The organism is Aliivibrio sp. EL58 (assembly GCF_900312675.1).
In the GTDB taxonomy this organism is placed as follows: domain Bacteria; phylum Pseudomonadota; class Gammaproteobacteria; order Enterobacterales; family Vibrionaceae; genus Aliivibrio.
The window spans coordinates 184,899-208,140 of sequence record NZ_OMPC01000001.1; the positions used below are offsets into that span (position 1 = coordinate 184,899).

14 protein-coding genes and 1 pseudogene are annotated in these 23,242 nt (G+C 36.1%); 8 read left to right on the forward strand and 7 right to left on the reverse strand.

Annotated elements, in window-relative coordinates:
• Window positions 1-10 precede the first annotated feature (10 nt).
• Together ED622_RS00825 and ED622_RS00830 are read right to left on the reverse strand one after the other, a co-directional pair.
• Window positions 11-1,360 (reverse strand): diguanylate cyclase, encoded by a 1,350-nt coding sequence (locus ED622_RS00825; RefSeq protein WP_122032088.1) that lies wholly within the window; start codon window positions 1,358-1,360, stop codon window positions 11-13.
• 137 nt (window positions 1,361-1,497) lie between these two features.
• A complete protein-coding gene (locus ED622_RS00830; protein WP_122032814.1) occupies window positions 1,498-1,845 on the reverse strand; it encodes an MmcQ/YjbR family DNA-binding protein in 348 nt (115 codons plus the stop codon).
• A 73-nt stretch (window positions 1,846-1,918) separates the two neighbouring features.
• Here ED622_RS00830 and ED622_RS00835 point away from each other — a divergent pair, with 73 nt between their 5' ends.
• Window positions 1,919-2,110 carry a hypothetical protein gene (locus ED622_RS00835; RefSeq protein ID WP_122032089.1) on the forward strand — a complete coding sequence of 64 codons (192 nt, stop codon included), beginning with the start codon at window positions 1,919-1,921 and terminating at the stop codon, window positions 2,108-2,110.
• A 6-nt stretch (window positions 2,111-2,116) separates the two neighbouring features.
• Here the strand turns inward: ED622_RS00835 and ED622_RS00840 are convergent, their stop codons facing one another.
• Window positions 2,117-2,905, reverse strand: a complete 789-nt coding sequence (locus ED622_RS00840) for a helix-turn-helix domain-containing protein (protein ID WP_122032090.1) — start codon at window positions 2,903-2,905, stop codon at window positions 2,117-2,119.
• Between the two features lie 529 nt (window positions 2,906-3,434).
• On the opposite strand from ED622_RS00840, the gene ED622_RS00845 reads away from it, so the two are divergent.
• Entirely contained in the window at window positions 3,435-3,794 is a 360-nt protein-coding gene (locus ED622_RS00845) for a helix-turn-helix domain-containing protein (RefSeq protein WP_254052565.1), read from the forward strand.
• 127 nt (window positions 3,795-3,921) lie between these two features.
• On the forward strand, window positions 3,922-5,151 hold the full coding sequence (gene pepT, locus ED622_RS00850; protein ID WP_122032092.1) for a peptidase T: 1,230 nt from the start codon (window positions 3,922-3,924) through the stop codon (window positions 5,149-5,151).
• Window positions 5,152-5,233: 82 nt separating this feature from the next.
• On the opposite strand, the gene fdhF is transcribed toward pepT, so the two are convergent.
• Window positions 5,234-9,394, reverse strand: coding sequence for a formate dehydrogenase subunit alpha (gene fdhF, locus ED622_RS00855; protein ID WP_122032093.1), 4,161 nt, complete (start codon window positions 9,392-9,394; stop codon window positions 5,234-5,236).
• A 294-nt stretch (window positions 9,395-9,688) separates the two neighbouring features.
• Here fdhF and glpA point away from each other — a divergent pair, with 294 nt between their 5' ends.
• From glpA to glpC, 3 genes are read left to right on the forward strand one after another with little or no spacing between them, the layout of a single operon-like run.
• Window positions 9,689-11,386 carry an anaerobic glycerol-3-phosphate dehydrogenase subunit A gene (gene glpA, locus ED622_RS00860; RefSeq protein WP_122032094.1) on the forward strand — a complete coding sequence of 566 codons (1,698 nt, stop codon included), beginning with the start codon at window positions 9,689-9,691 and terminating at the stop codon, window positions 11,384-11,386.
• Complete coding sequence (gene glpB / locus ED622_RS00865) at window positions 11,383-12,753, forward strand: glycerol-3-phosphate dehydrogenase subunit GlpB (protein ID WP_122032095.1); 1,371 nt, start codon at window positions 11,383-11,385, stop codon at window positions 12,751-12,753. Before glpA ends, glpB begins: the two co-directional genes overlap by 4 nt.
• Window positions 12,750-14,051, forward strand: coding sequence for an anaerobic glycerol-3-phosphate dehydrogenase subunit GlpC (gene glpC, locus ED622_RS00870; protein WP_122032096.1), 1,302 nt, complete (start codon window positions 12,750-12,752; stop codon window positions 14,049-14,051). The genes glpB and glpC overlap by 4 nt, the downstream gene beginning before the upstream one ends.
• 750 nt (window positions 14,052-14,801) lie before the next feature.
• Here the strand turns inward: glpC and ED622_RS00880 are convergent.
• The gene (locus ED622_RS00880; RefSeq protein ID WP_122032098.1) at window positions 14,802-15,713 is read right to left on the reverse strand and encodes a methyl-accepting chemotaxis protein; all 912 of its coding nucleotides are present in this window, start codon (window positions 15,711-15,713) and stop codon (window positions 14,802-14,804) included.
• A 170-nt stretch (window positions 15,714-15,883) separates the two neighbouring features.
• Window positions 15,884-17,392: pseudogene (locus ED622_RS00885) on the reverse strand (methyl-accepting chemotaxis protein); the annotation flags it as partial.
• A gap of 438 nt (window positions 17,393-17,830) precedes the next feature.
• On the opposite strand from ED622_RS00885, the gene ED622_RS00890 reads away from it, so the two are divergent.
• On the forward strand, window positions 17,831-18,970 hold the full coding sequence (locus ED622_RS00890) for a winged helix-turn-helix domain-containing protein (protein WP_122032100.1): 1,140 nt from the start codon (window positions 17,831-17,833) through the stop codon (window positions 18,968-18,970).
• A gap of 35 nt (window positions 18,971-19,005) precedes the next feature.
• On the opposite strand, the gene ED622_RS00895 is transcribed toward ED622_RS00890, so the two are convergent.
• Complete coding sequence (locus ED622_RS00895; protein ID WP_254052566.1) at window positions 19,006-20,967, reverse strand: methyl-accepting chemotaxis protein; 1,962 nt, start codon at window positions 20,965-20,967, stop codon at window positions 19,006-19,008.
• 554 nt (window positions 20,968-21,521) lie between these two features.
• Here ED622_RS00895 and ED622_RS00900 point away from each other — a divergent pair.
• A complete protein-coding gene (locus tag ED622_RS00900) occupies window positions 21,522-23,222 on the forward strand; it encodes a GGDEF domain-containing protein (RefSeq protein WP_122032101.1) in 1,701 nt (566 codons plus the stop codon).
• Window positions 23,223-23,242: the final 20 nt, after the last annotated feature.

A 23,242-nucleotide genomic window follows, 5' to 3' on the forward strand; every position in this document is an offset into this window, starting at 1 on the left:
TCAGATTCAACTAACGCTGCTTATTGAAATACATATTTCGGTCTGCCTTATGCAGCAGATCATCCACTGATTTCATTTCAGGATCAAAGCAGCCATAACCAATACTTGTATTCACATAAATATGAACATCTTTATACTCTACTGGCTTCTCAGTAATCACCGACTTAATCTTACTAATGATAAGGTGAACATCTTTCTTTTGATGAACTCTTGGCAAAAGAACTAAATACTCATCACCGCCAATACGAGCAATCACATCATTCGTTCTTAGAACCTTTGTCACTCTTCTTGCAACTTCTCTTAATACTTCATCACCAGCGGCATGACCGTAAGTATCATTAATGTCTTTAAATTTATCTAAATCTAAGTTCAATATTGCAAAAGGCATACCTTGTTTTTTTGATTTAGAAAACAAAGAACTTAGTGTATACATAAAATAACGACGATTAGGTAACTGAGTTAATTCATCTTCAAGAGAGCGATTGGTTGCCACAACATAAAATCGGAACATTATAGAAATAGACAGCAGCATTAAACCAAAAAAAGAATAACCAACTAACCGAATAATATGTATGCGAAACCAAGGATATACCTTATCTAAGGATTTCTCTTGGATGGCCATTTGCCAGCTGCCATAAGGAAGCGTAACATTTTCAACAACAATCGGATTATCGAAAATACTGGCTTTACCTAAAAAGACCTCTCCACTAGCTCCTTCGCCATCTTTCCCACGCATTGCAAAATGATAATCTGCTTTCAAATCAAAAATACCAGCATTGTAAAACAAACCATCAATATCAATTACGATACTTATCGCCCCCCAGTAGTCTCGATTATAAGGAGGATCAGAAAAAACAGGCATTCGTGCAATAAAAGCGCTTCCCCCCTGTATTAAATCAACGGGACCGGCAATAAAAATAGTTTCTAAATGGCGTGCTTTCTGTACCGTAATCCATTGATCTGGAATCGTTCTAAAATCAAGACCTAGGGCTTTAACATTACCTTTTAAAGGATAGACATAGCTCACTATATCATTAGGCGCAATCGCCAAATGGCGAATATTAAATGAATCACGATACAGCTCTGCTGCAATCAAATCCCATTGTTTAATGGTCGAGTTTGGGTTAACGGTAAGTAATGTAGATAAAGTATTAGCGTAATAAATATCAGAATGGATAGTGCTCTCTAGATTAGCTCTAACTATCGCTAATTCAGTTTTAGCTTTCGCATTAATCTGATTTTTTAAATAAGTATTTTGCTTTTTATGCAACTCTTCAACAATAAAAATGGCGACAAAAATACAACAACTTAAAAGTATAATGATCGTAGTTTTCTTAGTTAAAAGTAGTTTAACTCTCATACCGACCCTTACTTGAAATACATTTATCAATACCCTTAAAACTTGATATTGGTTCCAAAAAAGCAATAATCGTATTTAAACATATAATCTGTATGATTTTCAATCAGTTCTATTTATAAATTTATAATTATCTAAAATCACACCATCATTTTTTGTGCTTTCGTCAATTTAGAGGTAACAAGTTGATAAGAATCATCAATCCAATCCTCCACCATCCCAACAGAAACCTCATCATTAACAATGATTGTGATCCAATGCTTTTTGTTCATATGATAGCCTCGCTCGATGCATATAAACTCCTCACTCAAAAAAGTGACATTCTCAGGAGAGGCTTTAAGGGTAACCGTCAATTTTTCATTACGATATCCAATCAGAGCGAACATTTTACCAAAGACTTTAAATACCTGAGCTTCTGGCCCAAAAGGATAAGAATCTTCACTACAAGGTTTGGCAAGAAGATAATCTATCAATTCTCTTTCTGTCATTTGCGCTGCTTCAATTACAAGACTTTCTTTCAATGTTAATATCCCTTTAATTATATTATGTTGGAGAGTTACCTTGTCATCAGAACTCAAGCTTATTCCTATTGCTCTATTGTGTGCATTTCTCTCTATTATAGGTCACTTTATTCTCAGCAGTCTTTTTTCTGATGCTAGTTGGCTTGAATACGCTGCAGCCATAATTCCATTAAGTATGATTATCATTGTCTATTTCGCCTTTAAGTTTGCAGCAAAAAATGATGAGCGTTAAAGTAATTTAAATTGAGTGCTTCATTTTATACTGCTCTGGTGTGCAATCTGAATAACGCTTAAACATGGTAATAAATGGACTCGTTTGGTTATAGCCTAAGCTGAATGCAACTTCTTTAATCGACATTTTCTTTCTTAACAGCTCTAAAGAATAAAGATATCTGATCCTTAACCTCCACTCTGTAAAGCTCATGCCTAATTCACTTTGACAATGACGAGATAACGTTCTCTCTGTAGTGTGATTTCTTTCTGCCCACTCACCTAATGACGTTTCATCAGCAGGGTTAGCTTCAAGTACTTCTAAGATCGGTTTCAGTAATTTATCTGTTGATGTTGGTAAAAATCGCTCACTTTGTTTGGCGACTAACAATTGATCGAATAATACCTTAATTAATCTTTCTTGCTGTTCGTTTTCTGGTTTTTGAATTTTATGTTCTCGTAGCTCTGCAATTAATACCTCAACTAGTGCACTAATTTCTAATAAACAAGTATGAGCGGGAAGTTTTTTTGCTAGCTCAGGAACAATATTAACGGAGCAATAAGCAATGGGTTTTCGATTATAGCTTTGGTGCTGCACTCCCGCAGGAACCCAAATGGCAAAATGAGATGGAGCAAGAAAGCGCTGCCCTTCAGCTTTCAACTCTAAAATACCACCACTAATGATCTGCAATTGTCCCCATGAGTGTGAATGAGAACGAGTTTCAGTATTTGAGCGAAAAGCATCAAACAATAGATAAATATCGGAAGGCAACGCCTCAAAAGTAACTGATGCTTGTATATGTCGTTGACCTACCATTCCTTAACCTCAATAAACTGTATTAACTAGAATAACGGTATCTAATCATAGTTATTTACAGTGAACAAGTAATATTAAAATAAATGAATAAACTGATGCTAACCTCTAATTTTTTCATATTTTAATATATATATTTTAACTATTTAATTACCAGTTAAAATATAAAGTATTTTTTGTACAAACAATTTGCATTAAATGAGCAATATGATTATTATGAATTCACAAAATCAATTCGATACCTTCTTATCAGATACTTACAAATAAAATTAAGTAGTTAAACCAAAATAACATTTAATTTTAACATGCAAAAACTCACAGATTACGACTTAAAATATCTGCTCATTTAAATTATTTTTATCTACAATTCAGCGAATATTAAATAAAAATCACACTCTATAAGTTGAGTAATGAAATTTATTTCATTCGTATCTAAATTAATTGGAAATATAACTTCAATTAAATATTGAATTGTTATCATTATATTAAATTTACAATTCCGAGGTTTATTGTGTTAGATGAAAACACCTCTATGGAAAGTATCTCTCGACGGATCGAGGCCAGAAAAAAAGAACTAGGACTTTCCAATACTCAAATAGCTACCGCATGCGATGTGTCAACGAGAACAGTTATTAACTGGACAAGTGGTCTTTCTAGCCCACACATTTCTAAGTTAATACCATTAAGTTTTGTACTAAAAAAAGAACTTGGTTGGATTATCTCTGGTAGTGATAACATCCCTGATTGGTTAGGAGTCACTATGTCTGATGTTATTGAATTCCATCAAGAGCTCTCAAAATATTCTAAATCTGAACGCACGATGTTATTCAAATCAATCAGTAACTTAATCAATCAATTTGGTTTTATTTTGAAGACAAAAGAAAACAAATAAAGTACGTAGCTAGCGCATAGATATGCGCTACTCCACTTTACTTTTCATGACCCATCGCAATTTTTCATCTTCTTTTTTGATCCATACTCACTCCTTGCCTTCTTTTCAATTACATAGAGTGATTATCATGAAAAACCTTGTAGAACGCTTTCTTTCTTATGTAAGTATCGATACCCAGTCAAACCCTTCTGCTCCTCAATGCCCTAGTACAGAAAAACAATTCAATCTAGCAAAGCAATTAATTGTTGAATTAAATGAGTTAGAACTTTCTGATGTATCTTTAGATGAGAATGGCTACGTCATGGCTCGTTTGCCTTCGAACGTCGACTACACTGTCCCTGCGATTGGCTTTATTGCTCATATGGACACCGCTCCAGATGCATCCGGTGAGAATGTTAAACCTCAACTTATAAAAAACTACCAAGGCGACATTATTACTCTCGGTACTAGTGGTGAAGAACTAAACCCTGCTCAATTTTCTGATTTAAAAAACCTAATTGGGCATGATTTAATTACGACTGACGGGACAACCCTGCTTGGTGCAGATAATAAAGCCGGTATTGCTGAAATTTTAACGGCAATTGCAGTACTAAAAGCCAACCCAGAGATCCCACACGGTGATATCTGTATTGGCTTTACACCAGATGAAGAAATTGGTCGTGGCGCGAACCTATTTGATGTTGAAAAATTCAATGCCAAGTGGGCTTACACCATTGATGGCGGCCCCGTTGGTGAATTAGAGTATGAAAACTTTAACGCCACTAGCGCTGATGTGATTTGTCACGGTGTTAACGTTCACCCAGGCACAGCTAAAGGCAAGATGATCAACTCCATGAACATTGCCGCGCAATTCCAATTGATGATGCCTGCCGAAGAAACTCCAGAAGGCACAGAAGGTTATGAAGGTTTCTATCATTTAAAATCAATGGAAACTGGCGTAGCAAAAACAGAACTTGGCTACATTGTGCGTGACTTTAGCCGTGAAGGCATGGCTGAGCGTAAAGCCTTTATGCAACAAAAAGTCGATGAACTAAACGAGAAACTAGAAAAAGGTCGTGTTGGGCTGATTTTAACTGACAGCTACTTCAATATGCGTGAAATGGTAGAGCCTCATCCACACGTCATTGAATTAGCAAAACAAGCAATGACCGCTTGTGATATTCAACCAGATATTAAACCAATTCGAGGCGGGACTGATGGCGCTCGTTTATCCTTTATGGGATTACCGTGCCCTAATATCTTTACGGGTGGTTATAACTTCCACGGTATTCATGAATTCATTACCATTAATGGCATGAAACAAGCCGTTGATGTAATTGTGAAAATTGCAGAGTTAAACGCAATCAACAATAAGTAATTCATAACACTATTTCTAAAACATAAAAAATGCCCGATGATTAACTCAAATCATCGGGCATTTTATTTGCCTTAACCGTTATTTAGCACATTTCAGGTTCTGGTTGTAATACCTTTTCAACCTTCACCGCTGCGACTTTAAACTCAGGGATCTTGGCATGAGGATCAAGTGCAGTTGTGGTCAATTTGTTCGCCGCCGCTTCTACAAAATGGAATGGAACAAATATTACCCCTTCTTGCATACGCTTGGTTACAAATGCTGGTGCTTCAATCGTGCCACGGCGTGTTGATACTCGAACCATCTCACTGTTTGAAATACCTAAACGCTCAGCATCTGCCACACTCATCATGGCTCGCGGACCTGCAAGATTATTCAACCCTTTAGTTTTACGTGTCATAGTGCCTGTATGGTACTGCTCCAATAAGCGGCCCGTTGTTAATACTAATGGATACTCTTCATCTGGAAGCTCTGCAGCATATCTAAATGGAACCGCTGCCATTTGACCTTTACCACGCAAGAACTGCTGATTATGCATAATGCGAGTGCCTTGCGGATTCGCGTCATTACATGGCCATTGAAGTCCATTTTTACCAATGGCATCCCAGTGCATGCCTTGGTACTGAGGCGTCACTTGAGTGATCTCTTCAGTAATGTCTTCAACCGATTGGTAATTCCATTCACCACCCATTGCATTGGCAATTTCTTGAATGATCCACCAATCTTCTTTCGCTTCACCCGGAGGATTAACTGCCGGAGAGATACGCTGAACGCGACGTTCAGTATTGGTAAAATGACCCGCTTTTTCTGCAAACGAACACGATGGCAGAACAACATCAGCATAAGCCGCGGTTTCTGTCATAAAGATATCTTGTACAACTAAGAAGTCTAACGTCTCTAAACCGTGAATTACATGCGCTTGGTCAGGATCACTCAATACAGGGTTCTCGCCCATGACGAATAAACCTTTTACTTGCTCATGGCACGCCGCATCTATGATTTCCGTTAGTGTTAAGCCTTTCTTATTTGGTAAGTTTGGCTTATTCCACGCTTTTACGAACTTCTCGTAAACCGCTGGATTCTCGACTTTTTGATAACCAGGGAAATCCGTTGGCAACGCGCCCATATCACACGCACCTTGTACGTTTGATTGACCACGAAGTGGATTAATACCACCACCTTCAATACCAATATTGCCGCACAACATTTGTAAGTTAGCAATAGAGCGAACGTTGTCATGCCCTGTCGTATGCTGCGTAATACCCATTGAATAATAAATAGCAGTACGCTTGGCTGTACCAATATAACGCGCCATTTCAATCACATCTTGTGCTTTTACGCCGGTGATTAGCTCAATTTTCTCAGGTGAATATGTCTCTGACATCACTTCTGATTTCAGCTCATCAAAACCTTCAACACGTTCAGCGATGTATGCTTGATCGTGCCAGTTGTTTTTGATGATCTGCTGCATAATACCATTAAGTAACATTACATCCGTCCCCGGACGTTGCGCTACATACAGCTCAGCGTGATCAGAGATATCAACTTGCTTAGGATCCGCAACAATCAAACGAGCACCGTGATGACGGATGGCTTGTTTAATGTGAGAAGCAATAATAGGGTGAGCAGATGTCGTATCTGAACCAATAATAAAGATCAGGTCAGAATGTTTGATACTTGGAATATCATTGGTCATTGCCCCACTACCAATAGACGCTTCTAAGCCCGTTACCGTGGTTGAGTGACATAAGCGTGCACAGTGATCAAGGTTATTGGTTTCAAACTCACGACGTACTAATTTTTGGAATGCGTAGTTATCTTCATTGGTGGTTTTTGCCGACGAGAATCCAGCTAGCGCATTACCGCCATGTTGAGATTTAATTGCGCTGAACTTATCAGCAACTAATGTGATCGCCTCTTCCCAACTTGCAGGAACTAACTCACCATTTTTACGAATTAACGGGGTTTTTAAACGCTCATCACTGCTGACAAAATCAAAACCAAAGCGACCTTTAACACACAGCATGCCTTCGTTCACAGGAGATGATTTCGCACCTTGCACATATTTAATTTTGTTTGTTGATTCATCAACCATCATGGTTAACTTACAACCCACACCGCAGTATGTACAAATGGTATCTACTGGTTTTAAAATTTCGATTCGGCCTTGAGATTTATCACGGGAATCAACCAATGCACCAACAGGACACGCTTGAACACACGCGCCACATTGCACACAGTTCGAGTTACCCATGTCATAACCGTGCTCAAACCCTGCACGACATTCAGGGCGAGAGGCATTGGTGCCGTCTTCATTTTTCATGAAGCTTAATACGCCATGCACGCCCTTCTCGTTACACGCTTCAACACATTGGCCACAACTAATACAACGGTTGGCATCAAAAACAATAAATTCAGAACTAGTATCAATAGCAAACTTTTGCTTACTTTCGTTAGTTAAGTCTGTTTCATCGGCTTTGTATTCCGTCGCATAATCACGCAAACCACAATTGGTATTTGCCTGACACGCACACTCTAAACAACGTTCCGCTTCACGTATTGCATCTAAGTTATCAAAACCCGTTTCAACCTCATCAAAGCTTTGTTCACGTTGCTCTGCGGTTAACTCTGGCATAATAACGCGCATCGCTTTTTGAATGTGCTCGAAGTATTTAGGATCTACCTGCTTGGTCTTTTTCTCTTTTTGAGAATTAAACGGTTTAGTTGGAATCTTCTCCATATCACCACTAAAGAAACGATCAATCGCTTCTGCAGCAATACGCCCATCAGCAACCGCTTCAATAGCCGTTGCAGGACCACGACGAAAATCACCAATACTAAAAATGTTTTTCACACCACTGTGCATGGTTAGGCTATTCGAATCAGCCGTATTCCAACGAGTCAGTGGCAAATCAATAGTGTCGTTGTCTAAAAAGCTTAAATCCGGTTTTTGTGATACCGCTGAAATGACGGTATCAAAGTCTTCAATAAAGAATTCACCCGTTGCTTTAGGGCTACGGCGACCAGACGCATCCGGCTCACCCAGTGCCATTTTCTCTAAACGAACTTGAGTCACTCGCCCATCTTCATCGGCAATATTTTCAACAGGATTGGTTAAGAAATGGAATTTAACGCCTTCATGTTCAGCCTCAACCACTTCGTAATCTTCAGCGGGCATCTCTTCACGGGTACGACGATAAATAAGCGTGGTATCTGCACCATCACGCACCGCTGTACGAGCACAGTCAATCGCCGTGTTACCACCACCAATAACCGCTACTTTTTTGCCTGTAATGAGTTTAGATTCAGTTACGTAATCTTTTAAGTAATCAACACCTAAATAACAGCCACCAAGCTCACTGCCTTGATAATGCATTTCAACGGCTTTTGAAGCTCCTACCGCCAAACAAACCGCATCGTAATCGTCACTTAACTGTGTTAATGAAAAATCCTCACCTAATTTCACAGAAGTTTGAATCTCCATGCCATTACGGCACATCAACTCAATTTCTTTATCTAAAATTGATTTTGGTAAACGATATTCAGGGATACCATAGCGTAACCAACCGCCCGCTTTAGGCATCGAATCAAACACCGTTACGTTGTAACCCTCATTAGTTAGGTAATAGCCACAGGTTAATCCACCAGGGCCACTGCCAATTACAGCAATGGATTTACCTTTGTCCGCTTTTTTAGGGGGCACATAAGATTCTTGCGCATGCAGATCCACATCAGCGGCGTGACGCTTAAGTTGACGAATAGCCAATGGCTCATCAACCAAGCCACGACGACACTCAGTTTCACAAAAAGCAGGGCAGACACGGCCAATTGATAATGGCATTGGCAATGTTCGTTTGATGACTTCAATGGCTTTTTGGTGATCATTTTGCGAAATATGGTACAGGTATGATTGTATATCCACGCCAGCAGGACACGCGGTTTGGCACGGTGCTTCGCAATCTGCGTAATGATCAGAAAGTATTTTATTTAATGCACTTTGACGACGTTTTGCTAACGCTTCAGACGAAGTGATCACTTGCATACCATCAACTGCTTGAGTTTCACAAGCACGTTGAATTCCATGCCCATCAACTTCTACAACACACAGATCACATGGTATTTTTTCACCATTAATGTTGTTTCCACACAGTGACGGGATCTCGACATTGCATTCCTTTGCAGCAGCTAAAAGTGTTAACTCTTCAGCGATAGTGAATGTTTGGTTATCTATAGTTATTTTCATCATTCAGTACCCTAGATTTATTACTAATTATCCCAATTATATCACCTGTTCTTTATAAAATTTGAAGTGCCTCGCAAACCTACCTATCTATAATTCGAAAACGAGCAAATCATTCTCATTACCCTCGAGTAAAACCCCTAAATTAACCTTCGATTAATGAAAATCATGTGACTCATATACCAAAACGAAAACAACACGAATGCGCGAACGAGCATAATTGCGCTAAATCAAAGAAAGTGCAGAAGATAAATATCATCATAGTTCCATACATCAAAAGTGGTAAAAAGAGAGTGAATTATGGACAAAACGTCTCGATTAGAAACGTCAGTTATCATCATTGGAGGTGGTGCAACAGGCACAGGGATCATGCGTGACTGTGCTCTGCGCGGTATCGATTGCATTTTAATTGAAAAAGACGATTTAGCTTCTGGAACGACAGGCCGAAATCATGGCTTACTTCACTCTGGGGCTCGCTATGCCGTGACGGATAACGAATCAGCAAAAGAATGTATTCATGAGAATAAAATACTAAAAAACATCGCAAAGCATTGTGTTGAAGATACACAAGGCCTATTTATCTCTCTTCCTGATGATGATTTAGATTTTCAAAAGCAGTTTATTGAGTCATGCCAAGTTGCTGGTATTGAAGCAAAACAACTCACGCCTAAAGAAGCCTTATTACTTGAGCCAAACGTCAATCCTAACCTAATTGGTGCGGTTCAAGTGCCAGATGGAACACTTGACCCTTTTCGTTTATGTGCGGCAAATGTACTTGATGCGAAAGAAAATGGTGCGCGTTTGCTCACTCATACTCATGTTACTTCTCTTATTCGCCATCAAGATACCGTATTAGGTGTAAATTGCATTGATACAAGAACCAATAAGAAAACCCAAATATTTGCTTCAGAAGTGATTAATGCCGCAGGTATTTGGGGACAAAACATTTGTGAATACGCTGATTTGAGTATCAAGATGTTCCCAGCGAAAGGCTCATTACTGATCTTAGATTATCGTATTAATAACTTAGTAATAAACCGTTGCCGTAAACCTTCTGATGCCGACATTTTAGTACCGGGTGACACTATTTCATTAATAGGAACAACCTCTGAGCATATTGATTATGACAAAATAGATGACCTTCACGTTAGCGCTAAAGAAGTGGATATCCTGCTAAGCGAAGGCGCGAAACTTGCCCCGATCATGGCGAATACTCGAGTACTTCGTGCTTATGCTGGTGTTCGTCCGCTAGTCGCTGTTGATGATGATGGCTCAGGTCGAAATATAAGCCGCGGAATTGTACTGCTTGATCATGGTGAAAAAGATGGACTGAACGGATTTACTACCATTACTGGCGGTAAGTTAATGACTTCACGCTTAATGGCTGAGATGACGACCGATCTTGTGGCTAAAAAACTAAGAAACACTCAAGAATGTACCACTCATCTTCGCCCACTCCCAGGTTCAAACAGTGCTTCTATTCAAGCGAAAAAAACAGCAAGCCTAGCAAAACCCGTTTATCAAAGTGCGGTTTATCGTCATGGTGAACGAGCACAAGGTTTCTTAACTGATAATGCCAAAGATCAAGCGGTTATCTGTGAATGTGAAATGGTAACTCAAGGTGAAATCAACTATGCCATCAATCAATTAGATGTGCACAACTTAGTCGATCTACGTCGTCGTACTCGTTTAGGTATGGGGCCTTGCCAAGGCGAACTATGTACTTACCGTGCTGCGGGGCTTTTTGAAGAATGCGGCCAAGTCTCTGGCAATCAATCTAGCCAATTATTGACTCACTTTTTAGAAGAACGCTGGAAAGGTATCAAACCCGTTTTCTGGGGTGATGCTCTGCGTGAGGCTGAATTTAGCTATTGGATTTATGAAGGCTTATTTGGTGCAAGCGATATACCAACCGTAAACACCAATCCTAATACCGCTATAACGTCAGAACAAACAGAGACGTCTCAACAACAAAAAGAACAAGAGGCAACATTATGAATTTCGATACCATTATCATTGGCGGTGGCATGGCAGGATTAAGCTGTGCTCTTCGCTGCTTAGAAGCTGGCTTAAAAACAGCGGTGATTGCCTCTGGTCAAAGTGCCCTACACTTCTCATCAGGCTCTATTGATGTATTAGCAAAAACACCTGACGGCACGCATGTTATCGACCCTATGTCAGCAATTGATGGATTTTCGACTCATTATCCTGAACACCCTTATGCCACATTAGGAAAAGAAACGGTAAACCGTGCTATTGATTGGTACCAAGCGACGCTATCTAGTATTGGTGTTCCACTAACCTCTCAAACAAACGGACGTAATCATTATCGATTAACGCCACTAGGCACAATGAAATCAACGTGGTTATCGCAACCTTTTGTTCATCAATTCCCAATGGCATTAGAAAGCAATACAGTGCAAAAAATCGTATTAGTGACGGTTGATGGCTTTCGTGATTTTCAACCAAAATTAGCGCAAGATAACTTAAAGCAGATCACTCAATTATCTGATGTTGAAATTTCAACAGCAACCGTCTCTTTGTCTGCGTTTAATGAAATTCAACGTAATCACTGTGAATTACGATCCATTGATCTTTCTCGATTATTAGCAAAACGAGCGAACTTACAAGAGTTTGCACATGCACTGCAGCAACACGCTAATCTCGGCGATCTTGTCGTTATTCCTGCTATTTTTGGCAATGGCAAAGGATTGGGGCTTTTAAAAGAGATTGAAGCATTAACTCAATTAACTTTATGTGAAGTTCCAACCATGCCACCGTCATTGTTAGGTATTCGATTAGAAGAAACCATGAAACACGCTTTCATTGAACAAGGTGGAACCCTACTCAATGGGGACCACGTTATTCAAGGTGAGTTTTCGTATGTTGATAAAGAAGATCCTGAACATTCGCACTACAGATTAAACCGTATATTCACTAAAAATCATGGTGACTTCCCACTGCAAGCAAAACAGTTTGTACTAGCAACCGGCAGCTTCTTTAGCCAAGGCTTAAAAGCAAGTGCAGATTCAATGGAAGAACCTATTTTTGGTTTAGATATGGACCAAACGGCTTCTCGCACAGATTGGTACAGTTCTGCTTTTTTTAGTCCACAATCACACCCATTTTTAAGCATGGGTGTAAAAACGACGTCACAACTACAAGCGATAAAATCAGGTCATGTTATTGATAACTTCTACTGTGCAGGTGCGATCTTATCTGGTTATAACCCTGTATTAGAAGGCAGCGGCAGTGGTGTGGCAATTAGCTCTGGCTTTCATGCTGCAGAATCAATAATCAAGCAAATCAAACCTGAATTTTTAACCACTAACCAAACAGAAAAACAACAAGAGGTCGCATTATGAGCAGCCCATTATTTCGTTCTGATCTATTAAAAGGTGATTTACTCAAAGATCGTTTTGCCAAAGATAATTTAATTTTTAGAGCACCCGCTAATACCAGCTTTGATCAGTGTTTAAAATGCACCGTATGTACTGTCTATTGCCCTGTTGCTAAAGAGAATCCTGATTACCCCGGCCCAAAACAATGTGGTCCTGATGGCGAGCGTTTACGCTTTAAAAGCCCAGAATACTATGACGAAACCTTAAAACTCTGTACCAACTGTAAGCGCTGTGAAACCGCTTGTCCGTCAGGAGTTAAAATTGGTGACATGATTGCAGTTGCTCGTGGTAAACACGGAAAACCGGCTTATAACATGAAAGGGATCCGTGATTTTATACTAAGTCATACTGATCTATTTGGCTCAGTAGCAACACCTGTTGCCCCTATTGTAAACGCCGTCACAAGCGTACCCTTAGTTAAAAAAGTGATGCACAAAACCATTGGTGTCCATGATCACAAATCACTTCCTAAGTATTCTCACGGAACGTTCCGCCGTTGGTATAAAAAAGAAGTATCAGATCAATCGATTTACCAGCAGCAAGTCCATTATTTTCACGGATGCTTTGTAAACTATAACCACCCTCAACTAGGGAAAGACTTTATCCGTGTCATGAATAACATGCATATTGGCGTGCAGTTATTAGATAAAGAAAAATGTTGTGGTGTTCCTCTTATTGCTAACGGCTTTCATAAAAAAGCACAGAAAAACGCCGAGTTTAATGTTGCTAATTTAGAAGCTGCGATTGAGCGTAGAGATGTGCCGATTTTATCGACCTCTTCTACCTGCTCATTCACCTTACAACAAGAGTACCCGCATGTATTAGATGTCGATAACAGCAAGGTAGCGAAGAAAATAGAATACGTTACGCGCTTTTTATTAAAAGAGATCATGAACGGTCGAGGCCCTAAAATGAAACCACTTAATAAAAAGATTATCTACCATACGCCTTGTCATTTAGAACGCAGTGGCGGCAATATTTACACCATCGAATTGTTACGTGCGATACCAGGGTTAGAAGTGCAAGTATTAGACAGTGAGTGCTGTGGCTTAGCAGGTACTTATGGTTTTAAAACAGAGAATTACGATACCTCTATCGCTATTGGTAAAAATATCTTTGACCAAATAAAAGCAGCAAAACCAGATTACGCCATTACCGATTGTGAAACTTGTAAATGGCAAATAGAAGAAAATACTAATGTTACTACGATTCATCCTATTTCTTTGCTGTGTGAAGCTCTAGATTTTTCAAAAGACAATTAATATACAAAAAAGACAGATAAAGACAGATAAAGACAGCCTATCTCACTTCTTTATCTGCCTTTCTTAGTTAAGAGATAAAATATATATTAACTTTGTTACCAGTAGTATTAAATTATAGACTATAAATAATTATGGATACTATATTTATAATCTATAATTTAAACAGAGTTAATAAATTTTATTTTAAAATAGTAATAAACCACACCCAATTATAATTTAATTAACGACTTATAATTCCTAACACATTATCAAATGCTTAGTGAAGCCAACAGAACGTTATGAAGACAGAACATTTAGTCTGCTAATATTTTCAAATTTATATTTATAATCCACCTATTTTTACTATAAAGTAGGATGATTTATTGTAGAAGAAAACGTTTCACCTCCTTTACTTTTAAAATATTCTATCATCCAATCTCTATCACTATTTGAAATATTGAATGTACAATGTATATTTTTTTCATTCACTAATTCATTATCACATAAATCAATAAATGATTGAGGTGACCTAGATATAATAGTTATGTTCATATTCACTTTAACTCCAGCATGATAATTTACAAACGAGCATAGAATACCCTTATTCCGAAAGAGTCATCAATAAAACGATATAAAAAAACAAAAAATAAATTCAAAGATTACAGCTTATATATAAACTTTATGACAGTGGGTTTCATACATTGAATCTATATATGAAATTCAATGTAGCCACAAAGGATTTCATCTGGATAAATTTTATTTATATCTGTATTACAACTTAAAGAATGAAAGCTCTATCTGAAGTTGGGTAGCTAATTTACTGACCTTTTCATTTGATTCCAAACTGAGATCAACGCCTTCTAAATTTTGTTGCACGAATGCACTCATATCTTCTAATTGCTTTGAGATATCTTGTGTAACCGTTCTTTGCTCTTCAGCAGCTGTTGCAACAATTACATTTACCTCAGAAATACCAACGACTCTCTCAGTAATTGCTAAGAATGATTGAGCGAGATCTTCAATAGCAAACTTTGTTGAATCCATTAGCTCTACATTTTTACTCATTGACTCATCAGCTAACTTAGATTGTTCTTGTAGTTGATTAATTATCTCTTGAATATCAACAGTAGATTGTTGAGTCTTACTTGCTAATGCTCTTACCTCATCAGCAACTACAGCAAAACCACGACCTTGCTCTCCGGCTCTAGCAGCTTCAATAGCTGCATTTAACGCCAACAAATTGGTTTGCTCAGAAATAGAATTAATCACCTCAACAACGCGACTAATACGCTCAGAGTATTCTCTCAATAAATTAACAATATCTTTCGCTTCTAAAATTGACTCCGATATTTCTACTGTATTTTCAGTAGATCGCTGGATGATTGATTGGCTAGATTTGATAACTTCATTGGCTTCATTTGTAGCTTCTTCAGCTCTTTGAGCGTTAATAGAAACATCCCTTGCCGTAGAAGAGAGTTCAGTCGATGCTGTTGCAATTTGCTCAACGGACGAAAGTTCACTAAGAGAGTTATTTTGAATTAAATTTGTTAATTGAATAGAATTGTTCTGCTTATCTTTCACATCACTCATTAATTTCAGACTATTACCAATAATACTAAAAGTGGTTTCAGATAATGAAAATATAACAATTGACAATAAGTGCATTTGTGTTTTTAATTTCATAACATTCCTATCACTCAATAATTTCAAACCAACTATTATAGAGCTATAGTTTTTGACTAAATCTCTAAAATAAACATTAACTTTATGAATTCTTGCTATTTAACTCTCTTCGAATTCTAAGTAATGACATAGTTTGAATTCGTAATTTAACCAAAATATTTATAGGTAATTTACTTATTCACAAAGCTTTCAATTAAGTGAACTTGTTCTATTAACAGACTTTCTACAGACAAACTTGTCTTAATTGTGTCAGAAGTTAGCAATAAAGATTCACTAGATTTATCATTTATTCTTTGTATTTGTTCGTTAATCTCAGAAACCGTGGCCAACTGTTCTTCAACGGCCACCGATATCTGTTCATTTCTTGAAGCTATATCATTTGAAAGTGAATCAACTTGAGACACGGTATTATTTACGCTATCAATTTGCTCCACACAAACAGAGAACTTCTCTGTTGCCTCAAGTAATGCCCTATAAGCAGAATCACTTCCAAGTTGTATTTCTGAAACAACATCTTGAATTTCAGCGGTTGAACATTGTGTTTTTTGAGCTAATGTTCTTACCTCATCAGCTACGACAGCAAAACCTCGTCCTGCATCTCCTGCTCTTGCAGCTTCAATTGCTGCATTTAATGCAAGTAAATTAGTCTGATCCGCGATAGTATTAATAACATCACCTACATTACCAATTCTCTTACTTTGCTCATTGAGAGATTCAACGATCATCGACGTTTTTTCTAAATTAATTGCAAGTTCAGCCATTGAGTCATTAGCCTTTTGAAGTATGCCAACACTTGTCATAGAAACTGATTGAACAGTATTTGAAGCATCAGAAGCATTTTGAACATTCTGTGTTACTTCATTAGCTGTTGAGTGCATTTCATTCATTGCTGTTGCTACCATTTCAACAGCTAACTTCTGTTCATCTAAGTTAGCCATACTTCGCTTTCCACATGCAATTGTGTTATTGACTGAATAACTGATAGACTCATTACTGTCCATAACTGATATTGATATTCTTTTAAGTAGCGAATTAATTTCACTTTCTTTCATTTTAAGGTCTAATTCAATGCACGAAATATCATCAATCGCTCCTGTATAGATAAACGACATTAACGGGTTATCAAAAACAGATTTAGAACCTTTAGCTAATTTACTTAATCTCCTAGTAACGAGATAAACACCACATATAGACGCTAGAAAATACCCAATTAAGATATGCATCGCATTGTAATAATTTAAAGCTAATAGCGATATTATCAAACTAAATGAAGACATTAGTATACATTTTTGTAAAATTGAAAGAGAAAACTTCCATCGTAATGGGTTTATACCTAAGTTTATTTTTTTATAACAATTTTCAGCACGATCTACATATTCTTTTTTGGGTTTAGTTCTTACTGATTGATACTCATAAATTTCATCATCCCTCTTTATAGGTGATACAAATGCATCAACCCAGTAATAATTACCATCGGTTCTTTTATTTTTAACAATACCCATCCAATTATATCCACTACCTACAGTAGTCCATAAGCTTTTAAAAGCCAATTTTGGCATATCAGAGTGACGAACTATATTATGAGGTTGACCAATCAAGCTGTTGTAAGAATACCCTGATATATTTATAAAATCCTCACTTGCGTATTTAACAATACTATCCTTATCTGTAATTGATATTAAAATGGCACTCTCTGGATAGCTGTGTTCAATATTCATTTAATTAAAACCCTTACTTATTAGTATTAAAAAACCTCAGCGAGTATATTATTAATAAATTTATTTTATATTTAATTAATTAATTAATTTTTCCTGCAAAATAAGAAATGTGATGAAAATCACAAGACAGATCGACACCACAGATCAAATAAACCGTATTTATTCACAGTAAGTATTGAAATTGGTATAACTAAACATGAAAAATAACAATCATAGATAATATGATTAAAGAAAATGCAATCACAACATAAATAAATACCCCCACCCAAAGCCAAATAAAAATAGTGATCAATATCAAAGAGTTAGATCGAAGTGATCAAAATTGATACAATCCTGACATAGCAATTGATAATTTTCATTATAATAATAATTCACATAATAAATAAGTCTATTCATAAAATGCTTAATAAAGAAAAAATCAATCATAATGATTTCACATTAAACCACACCTGTAACCATATAAATAAAGACAAAAGGATTATAAAGCTTACCGATACAGAAAATAAAATATTAACTTTATTACTTAAAAACCCAGACACTATTTTCTCTAAAGATGAAATTTTGAATTACGCCTGGGATAAGGATGACAACAATTATACTAGTGTTGTTCCTCAAGCAATTTCAATTTTAAGGAAAAAATTATATAGACATAATATAGATGCTATTGATACGGTGAAAGGTAGAGGGTATAGGGCTAGTAGTAAAAATTCGTCAAACAAAAAACATATCAATAATATATATCTGTATATAATACCTTTTTGCTTAATAGGGGCATCAGTAACATCTTATATTATAATTAATAATAAAGACATATCACCAGCAATAGATCAGCACCTAATCAAGAGTAATGACAATATATATCAGCCATCAAATTCAGAATCAGTAATATTAAATAAAAACAATTTACATGAAAAAATAAAATACTTCATAAACAAACAAGAAAAGTCCATCAGTATATCAGCATGTGAAATGTTAGGTAATGAATGCTCTAGCATTTATAACAAAATATATTTCATTGATAATAGTGAAACATCAATTAACATTGATGAGCTAATTAATGAAATTTCATTTGAATTTGAAAAGCCATTAAAAAACTTAAGTAATAAAGAAGCTAATGAATTTAAAATGACTAGTAGTATTAATCTATCTGCAATCAATAATTTAACCTATAAAGGCCACGCTTACATAAATTATGATATCCAAAAAAAAGACAATCATAAATATAATGCAACACTATCGGCATATGTAAAAGAGACAGGATATATTGGTAGCTATGGTTATAATGTAAATATAACAGCGATAACAAAAAAGAAAAAAGATCAATTCATAGCTTTAATCGAGCGAAATGACAGAGATGTTGGTTCAGGAAGGCAGCACTTTGGCACGATAAGAGACCAAAATCAGTTGTATGCATACCCTAAACTATTAAATACTGAACGAAAAGCGTATTACACCCATATATACCCCATGGGTAAAGGCGTTCATTATGTTTATATGGAAGAAATGAACTTATCTTACTTAGCCTTCAGCTATAAATAAATAGAAAGGGCTACCTTAAGTAGCCCTCAATTAACTTACACTTTGAAAAAAGATAACTTAGACTTCTGCCCTTCCGATAACTCAGATAAATGACTACTCGCCTGAGCACTCTCTTTAATTCCCTCTACATTTTGATGAATACTCTCACTAATGACATTAACATTTTCACTGATAGAAGAAATAGCACGATTCTGTTCATTCGCAGCACCTGCCATCTCTGAGTTTGTATGTGAAATTTCTTCTATTGCCTTAGATATATCATCTAAGTACTTGTTTGTTTCTTCACTCATACGTGTAGTTTCATTAATCATATTTATAGAATCATGCACAGACCCAACTACATCTGATGATTTCTGTTGTAAATTATCAATGATTTGCTGAATATTTTGAGTCGACTGCTGCGTTTTCGCAGCTAGAACACGAACTTCATCAGCTACAACGGCAAAACCTCGACCACTATCTCCAGCCCTTGCTGCTTCAATAGCCGCATTAAGTGCTAACAAGTTTGTTTGTTCAGAAATAGAGTCAATAACAGTAATAACTTCACTTATCCGATCTGTTTGATCTTTAAGTGTCATGACTTCACTAGATGTCATATCCATTTGAGTAGCTAGTGAGCGAGTTAATATTGAACTTTCTTCTGCACTTTTAGACCCTTCTATTGATAAGGTTAATACATTTTTTGCTCGTATATCCGCTTGATTTGCAGATGCATCAACTTGTGTTGCAGAAGCCGAAAGCTCTGTCACTGCAGCTGCAATTAATTCAACTTGAGATTTTTGTTCACTTGCATTTGCTTCACTTTGCGTCATTACAGCCGCTAATTCAGTCGAGGCTGAAGAAACCTCTATCCCAATACCTCGTAATTCATTAATTAGTTTTTGAAGATGAGTAATAGTTTCATCTGTATTGGTACATAATTGCCCTATCTCATTACTGCCATTTAACGAAGTGGTATAAGTTAAGTCCCCGTTAGCAACCAAGTTCATTTGATGCTGTAAAGCAACAATTGGTTTTGAGATAATTTGTGCAGTTAGCCAACCAATCAAAACTGATATAAACAATACAACAATTAAAAAAGAAATCATAAAGGATTGGCTATCATTAATCAGCACCGTTGCATCTAAACTTAACTCATGAGTTCTATCAATTATTGAGTTTAATAAGCCAGCGAGTATATTATCTGCACGACTACCTAACTTAACTAACTGTAAGTTATTCTTGCTAATCTCCTGCCCTTGCGCCCATAGCAATTGATTAACCGAACCATAATCATTAAAGCCTTGAATAAGGATCTCACGAGCTAAACTATTCTTAATTTTATCTGTTTGCTCAAACACTTTATTAAAATGTGTTGCAAGCTCTTGTTCAAATTTAGAGTCTAGATTTAAAGCATATACAGATGACATTCTAACAACGATAATTGCTGCCGAAGAATACAGCTCTTGTCGGATTTTTCGCCACTCTTCACGCTCTGATTCAGAGGTAACAGTATCTAAAATAATATTATTCGCTTGATTAATGTAATCTGTAACCCATGGTAAATTTCCCCACTCTTTATCCATTACCTTGTATAGGTCTATATTATCTTTAATAATTGAACCATAGCTATTGAGTAAGCCTTCAACTTCTTCCATTTTATAAACAAATTCTTCAGATGATACTAATTTGCTCTTAGAGGTTTCCACTTCACTAAACAAAGTTAAAATTGAAGCCTCTATGTGTTGAAATTTTTTATAAGATGTATTTAGCTCTGCAGGAATACCAATAGAGCGACTAACTGCAATCCTTAAATGCAAAAAGTTTTCCTGCGCTTCGGTTAATTTAGAGCTATCTAACGAGTTATAATCCATTGCTAACGAGTTATCTTCTAACTTACTGTAGCCGTTAATGATGATGGCAGATAGAACCACCATTAACGATACAGCAAACATAACAGGTAATAAAACTTGATAACGCACTTGAAGGTTCATAAATATACGTTGTAAATAATGCACTTTTTATCCTTTTTAAATTGTCATTGTCCAAATATATGAAAGCGAGTTAACTTGATATAAGTTTTACACCCAATAACATTTCAATAAATGAAATCTCTTCAATACTTAAAATCGAAAGTATTGATGTATCGCATTTAATCTGTCCACTGGCTGTAAGGACAATTTTTTTAGCGCTAATGCCTTGTCTATTCATACTGTTAGTTAACTACATCTTCTTTATGAGAATTAACACAAAATATTACATTATTAATCTATCAATATGGATAGCCACAATAATTATAAAAATTAATAAACCATTAAATATCAATATCATAATGATGTTTAATGCAATATATTTTATATTATTTACTTTTTTTAGAATAAAAATCACTCCGTCATTAAGGTGTCTTTTTTTGACGGCGTCTGATAATTGACGATTGATGAATGTGGTTTACATCACAATTTTATTAGTTTTATAAATGTGATTTCGATCGAATTTTAAACCATTAATGTTAGAGACCTATTAGTGTTAACCGTGATAAATTAGCCCCACATTTTTTGGATGAATATGATATATGCTTGAGAATAAATACTTCATTTATCAACCTAATTTTTTTGCTGGTTCAATTGTCTCTTATGAAGCTCTGATCCGATTTTCAGATTCAGAAAAGCTGCCAGGTGATATGATTTCATCCATTGTAGATAAAGTAGAATTTGATAAGAATGTTATCTCTCACGTCATTACTGATAAACTAAGCTTAAGAAACAAAGATGATATCCACATATCCATCAATATTTTTCCTGAAAGTTTAGAGTCACAATCTTTTGTTGATTACTGTGAATCTGTATTTAGAGAAAGTAAGGGATTTACTTTAGAAGTTAATTTCAATAATAGACGGTTTGATCTCGAAAAAATTCGACATAATATGCATCGCTTAAGAGATTTAGGAGTCTCTTTTACCTTAGACGATTATGGAACTGAGTGTATAAATTCAGACCCTTTACTTGGCTTAAACTTTGATTACATAAAAATAGCCCGTTCTTTAATCGCTCCTATTAATGATGATTACCTTTCATTTTGTTTTTTACGATCCCTTTACCATAAATTAAATAAGTTTCTAGGCAATAATGTCGTAATGAAAGGTATTGAAAATATCAATCAATTCAACCTTATTAATTCCTTTGGTTCTGTAATATCACAAGGCTACCACCTATCATACCCATTATCGATTGCTGATGTTGACCACAACTTTGAATCGCAAAAGAAGCAGATAACCAATGAGCTAACAGTTTCTAACCCGCCGATAGACCGCTATATCTATAATGTTAATGTAGCCAAGAATCAATCTGAGTTAAATGTAGCTTTAAATGAGTTAAAACCACAGGACCCATTTAACTTATTAGGTATTGATTACAGTAATTTTGATCTACAGGCACTTAATACAAAATATCAAGAACTACTCGATGGTATTAAAAGTCCTTCAATTTTATTTACAACTAATCTAATGAAGCATTGTAATTGTCTTTTTATTCTAAGAGATGAGCACGGTGTGGCAATATATAATAATAAAAAGCATACTGATTACCTTGGTTGTGATTTAGTTGGGATGTCTGTTTCTGAAGTATTAAAACGATTCCCAGACTATCAAACTTGTCTGCAACTTGATCAACAATTACTCAATAACGAGTCTGATATTTTAATGTCGAACGAGACGGTAGAGGTCGATTCAACAACAACACATTTCCATACCTATCGCCAAAAAATAAAGTATTTTGATAAAACCTTTATCATGATATTTGTTTATGAAAATAACCAAGATGTACAGGCGCCTATTGACTCACTTACTGGATGTTTTACTAAAGCTAAACTTAATCATATTGATATAAATGCCTATCACACTGTGGTATTTATTGATTTGGATGGGTTTAAGAATATTAATGATCAGTACGGACACCAATTTGGCGATCAACAACTTAAAGAAACTGCACGGTTAATTAACCAGAATCTAAGAAAAGAAGATCTTCTTATTCGCTTTGGCGGGGATGAATTTGTACTGTGTTTTGACTCTCATTCAGTTCAAGATATTAAAACTAAGATGCGAATGATCCGTAGAAATTTTGAGCATCATTTTCAACAGAAAGATATATATTTATCCTACTCATTTGGTGTAGCTCCATTAGATATGGACATTCAGTACGCCTTAGAAAGGGCAGATAAGTTGATGTACATAAATAAAAGAAAACGTAAGGAAATCATTAATAATCAAGCCTCATAGTGAGGCTTGATTAAAGAGTT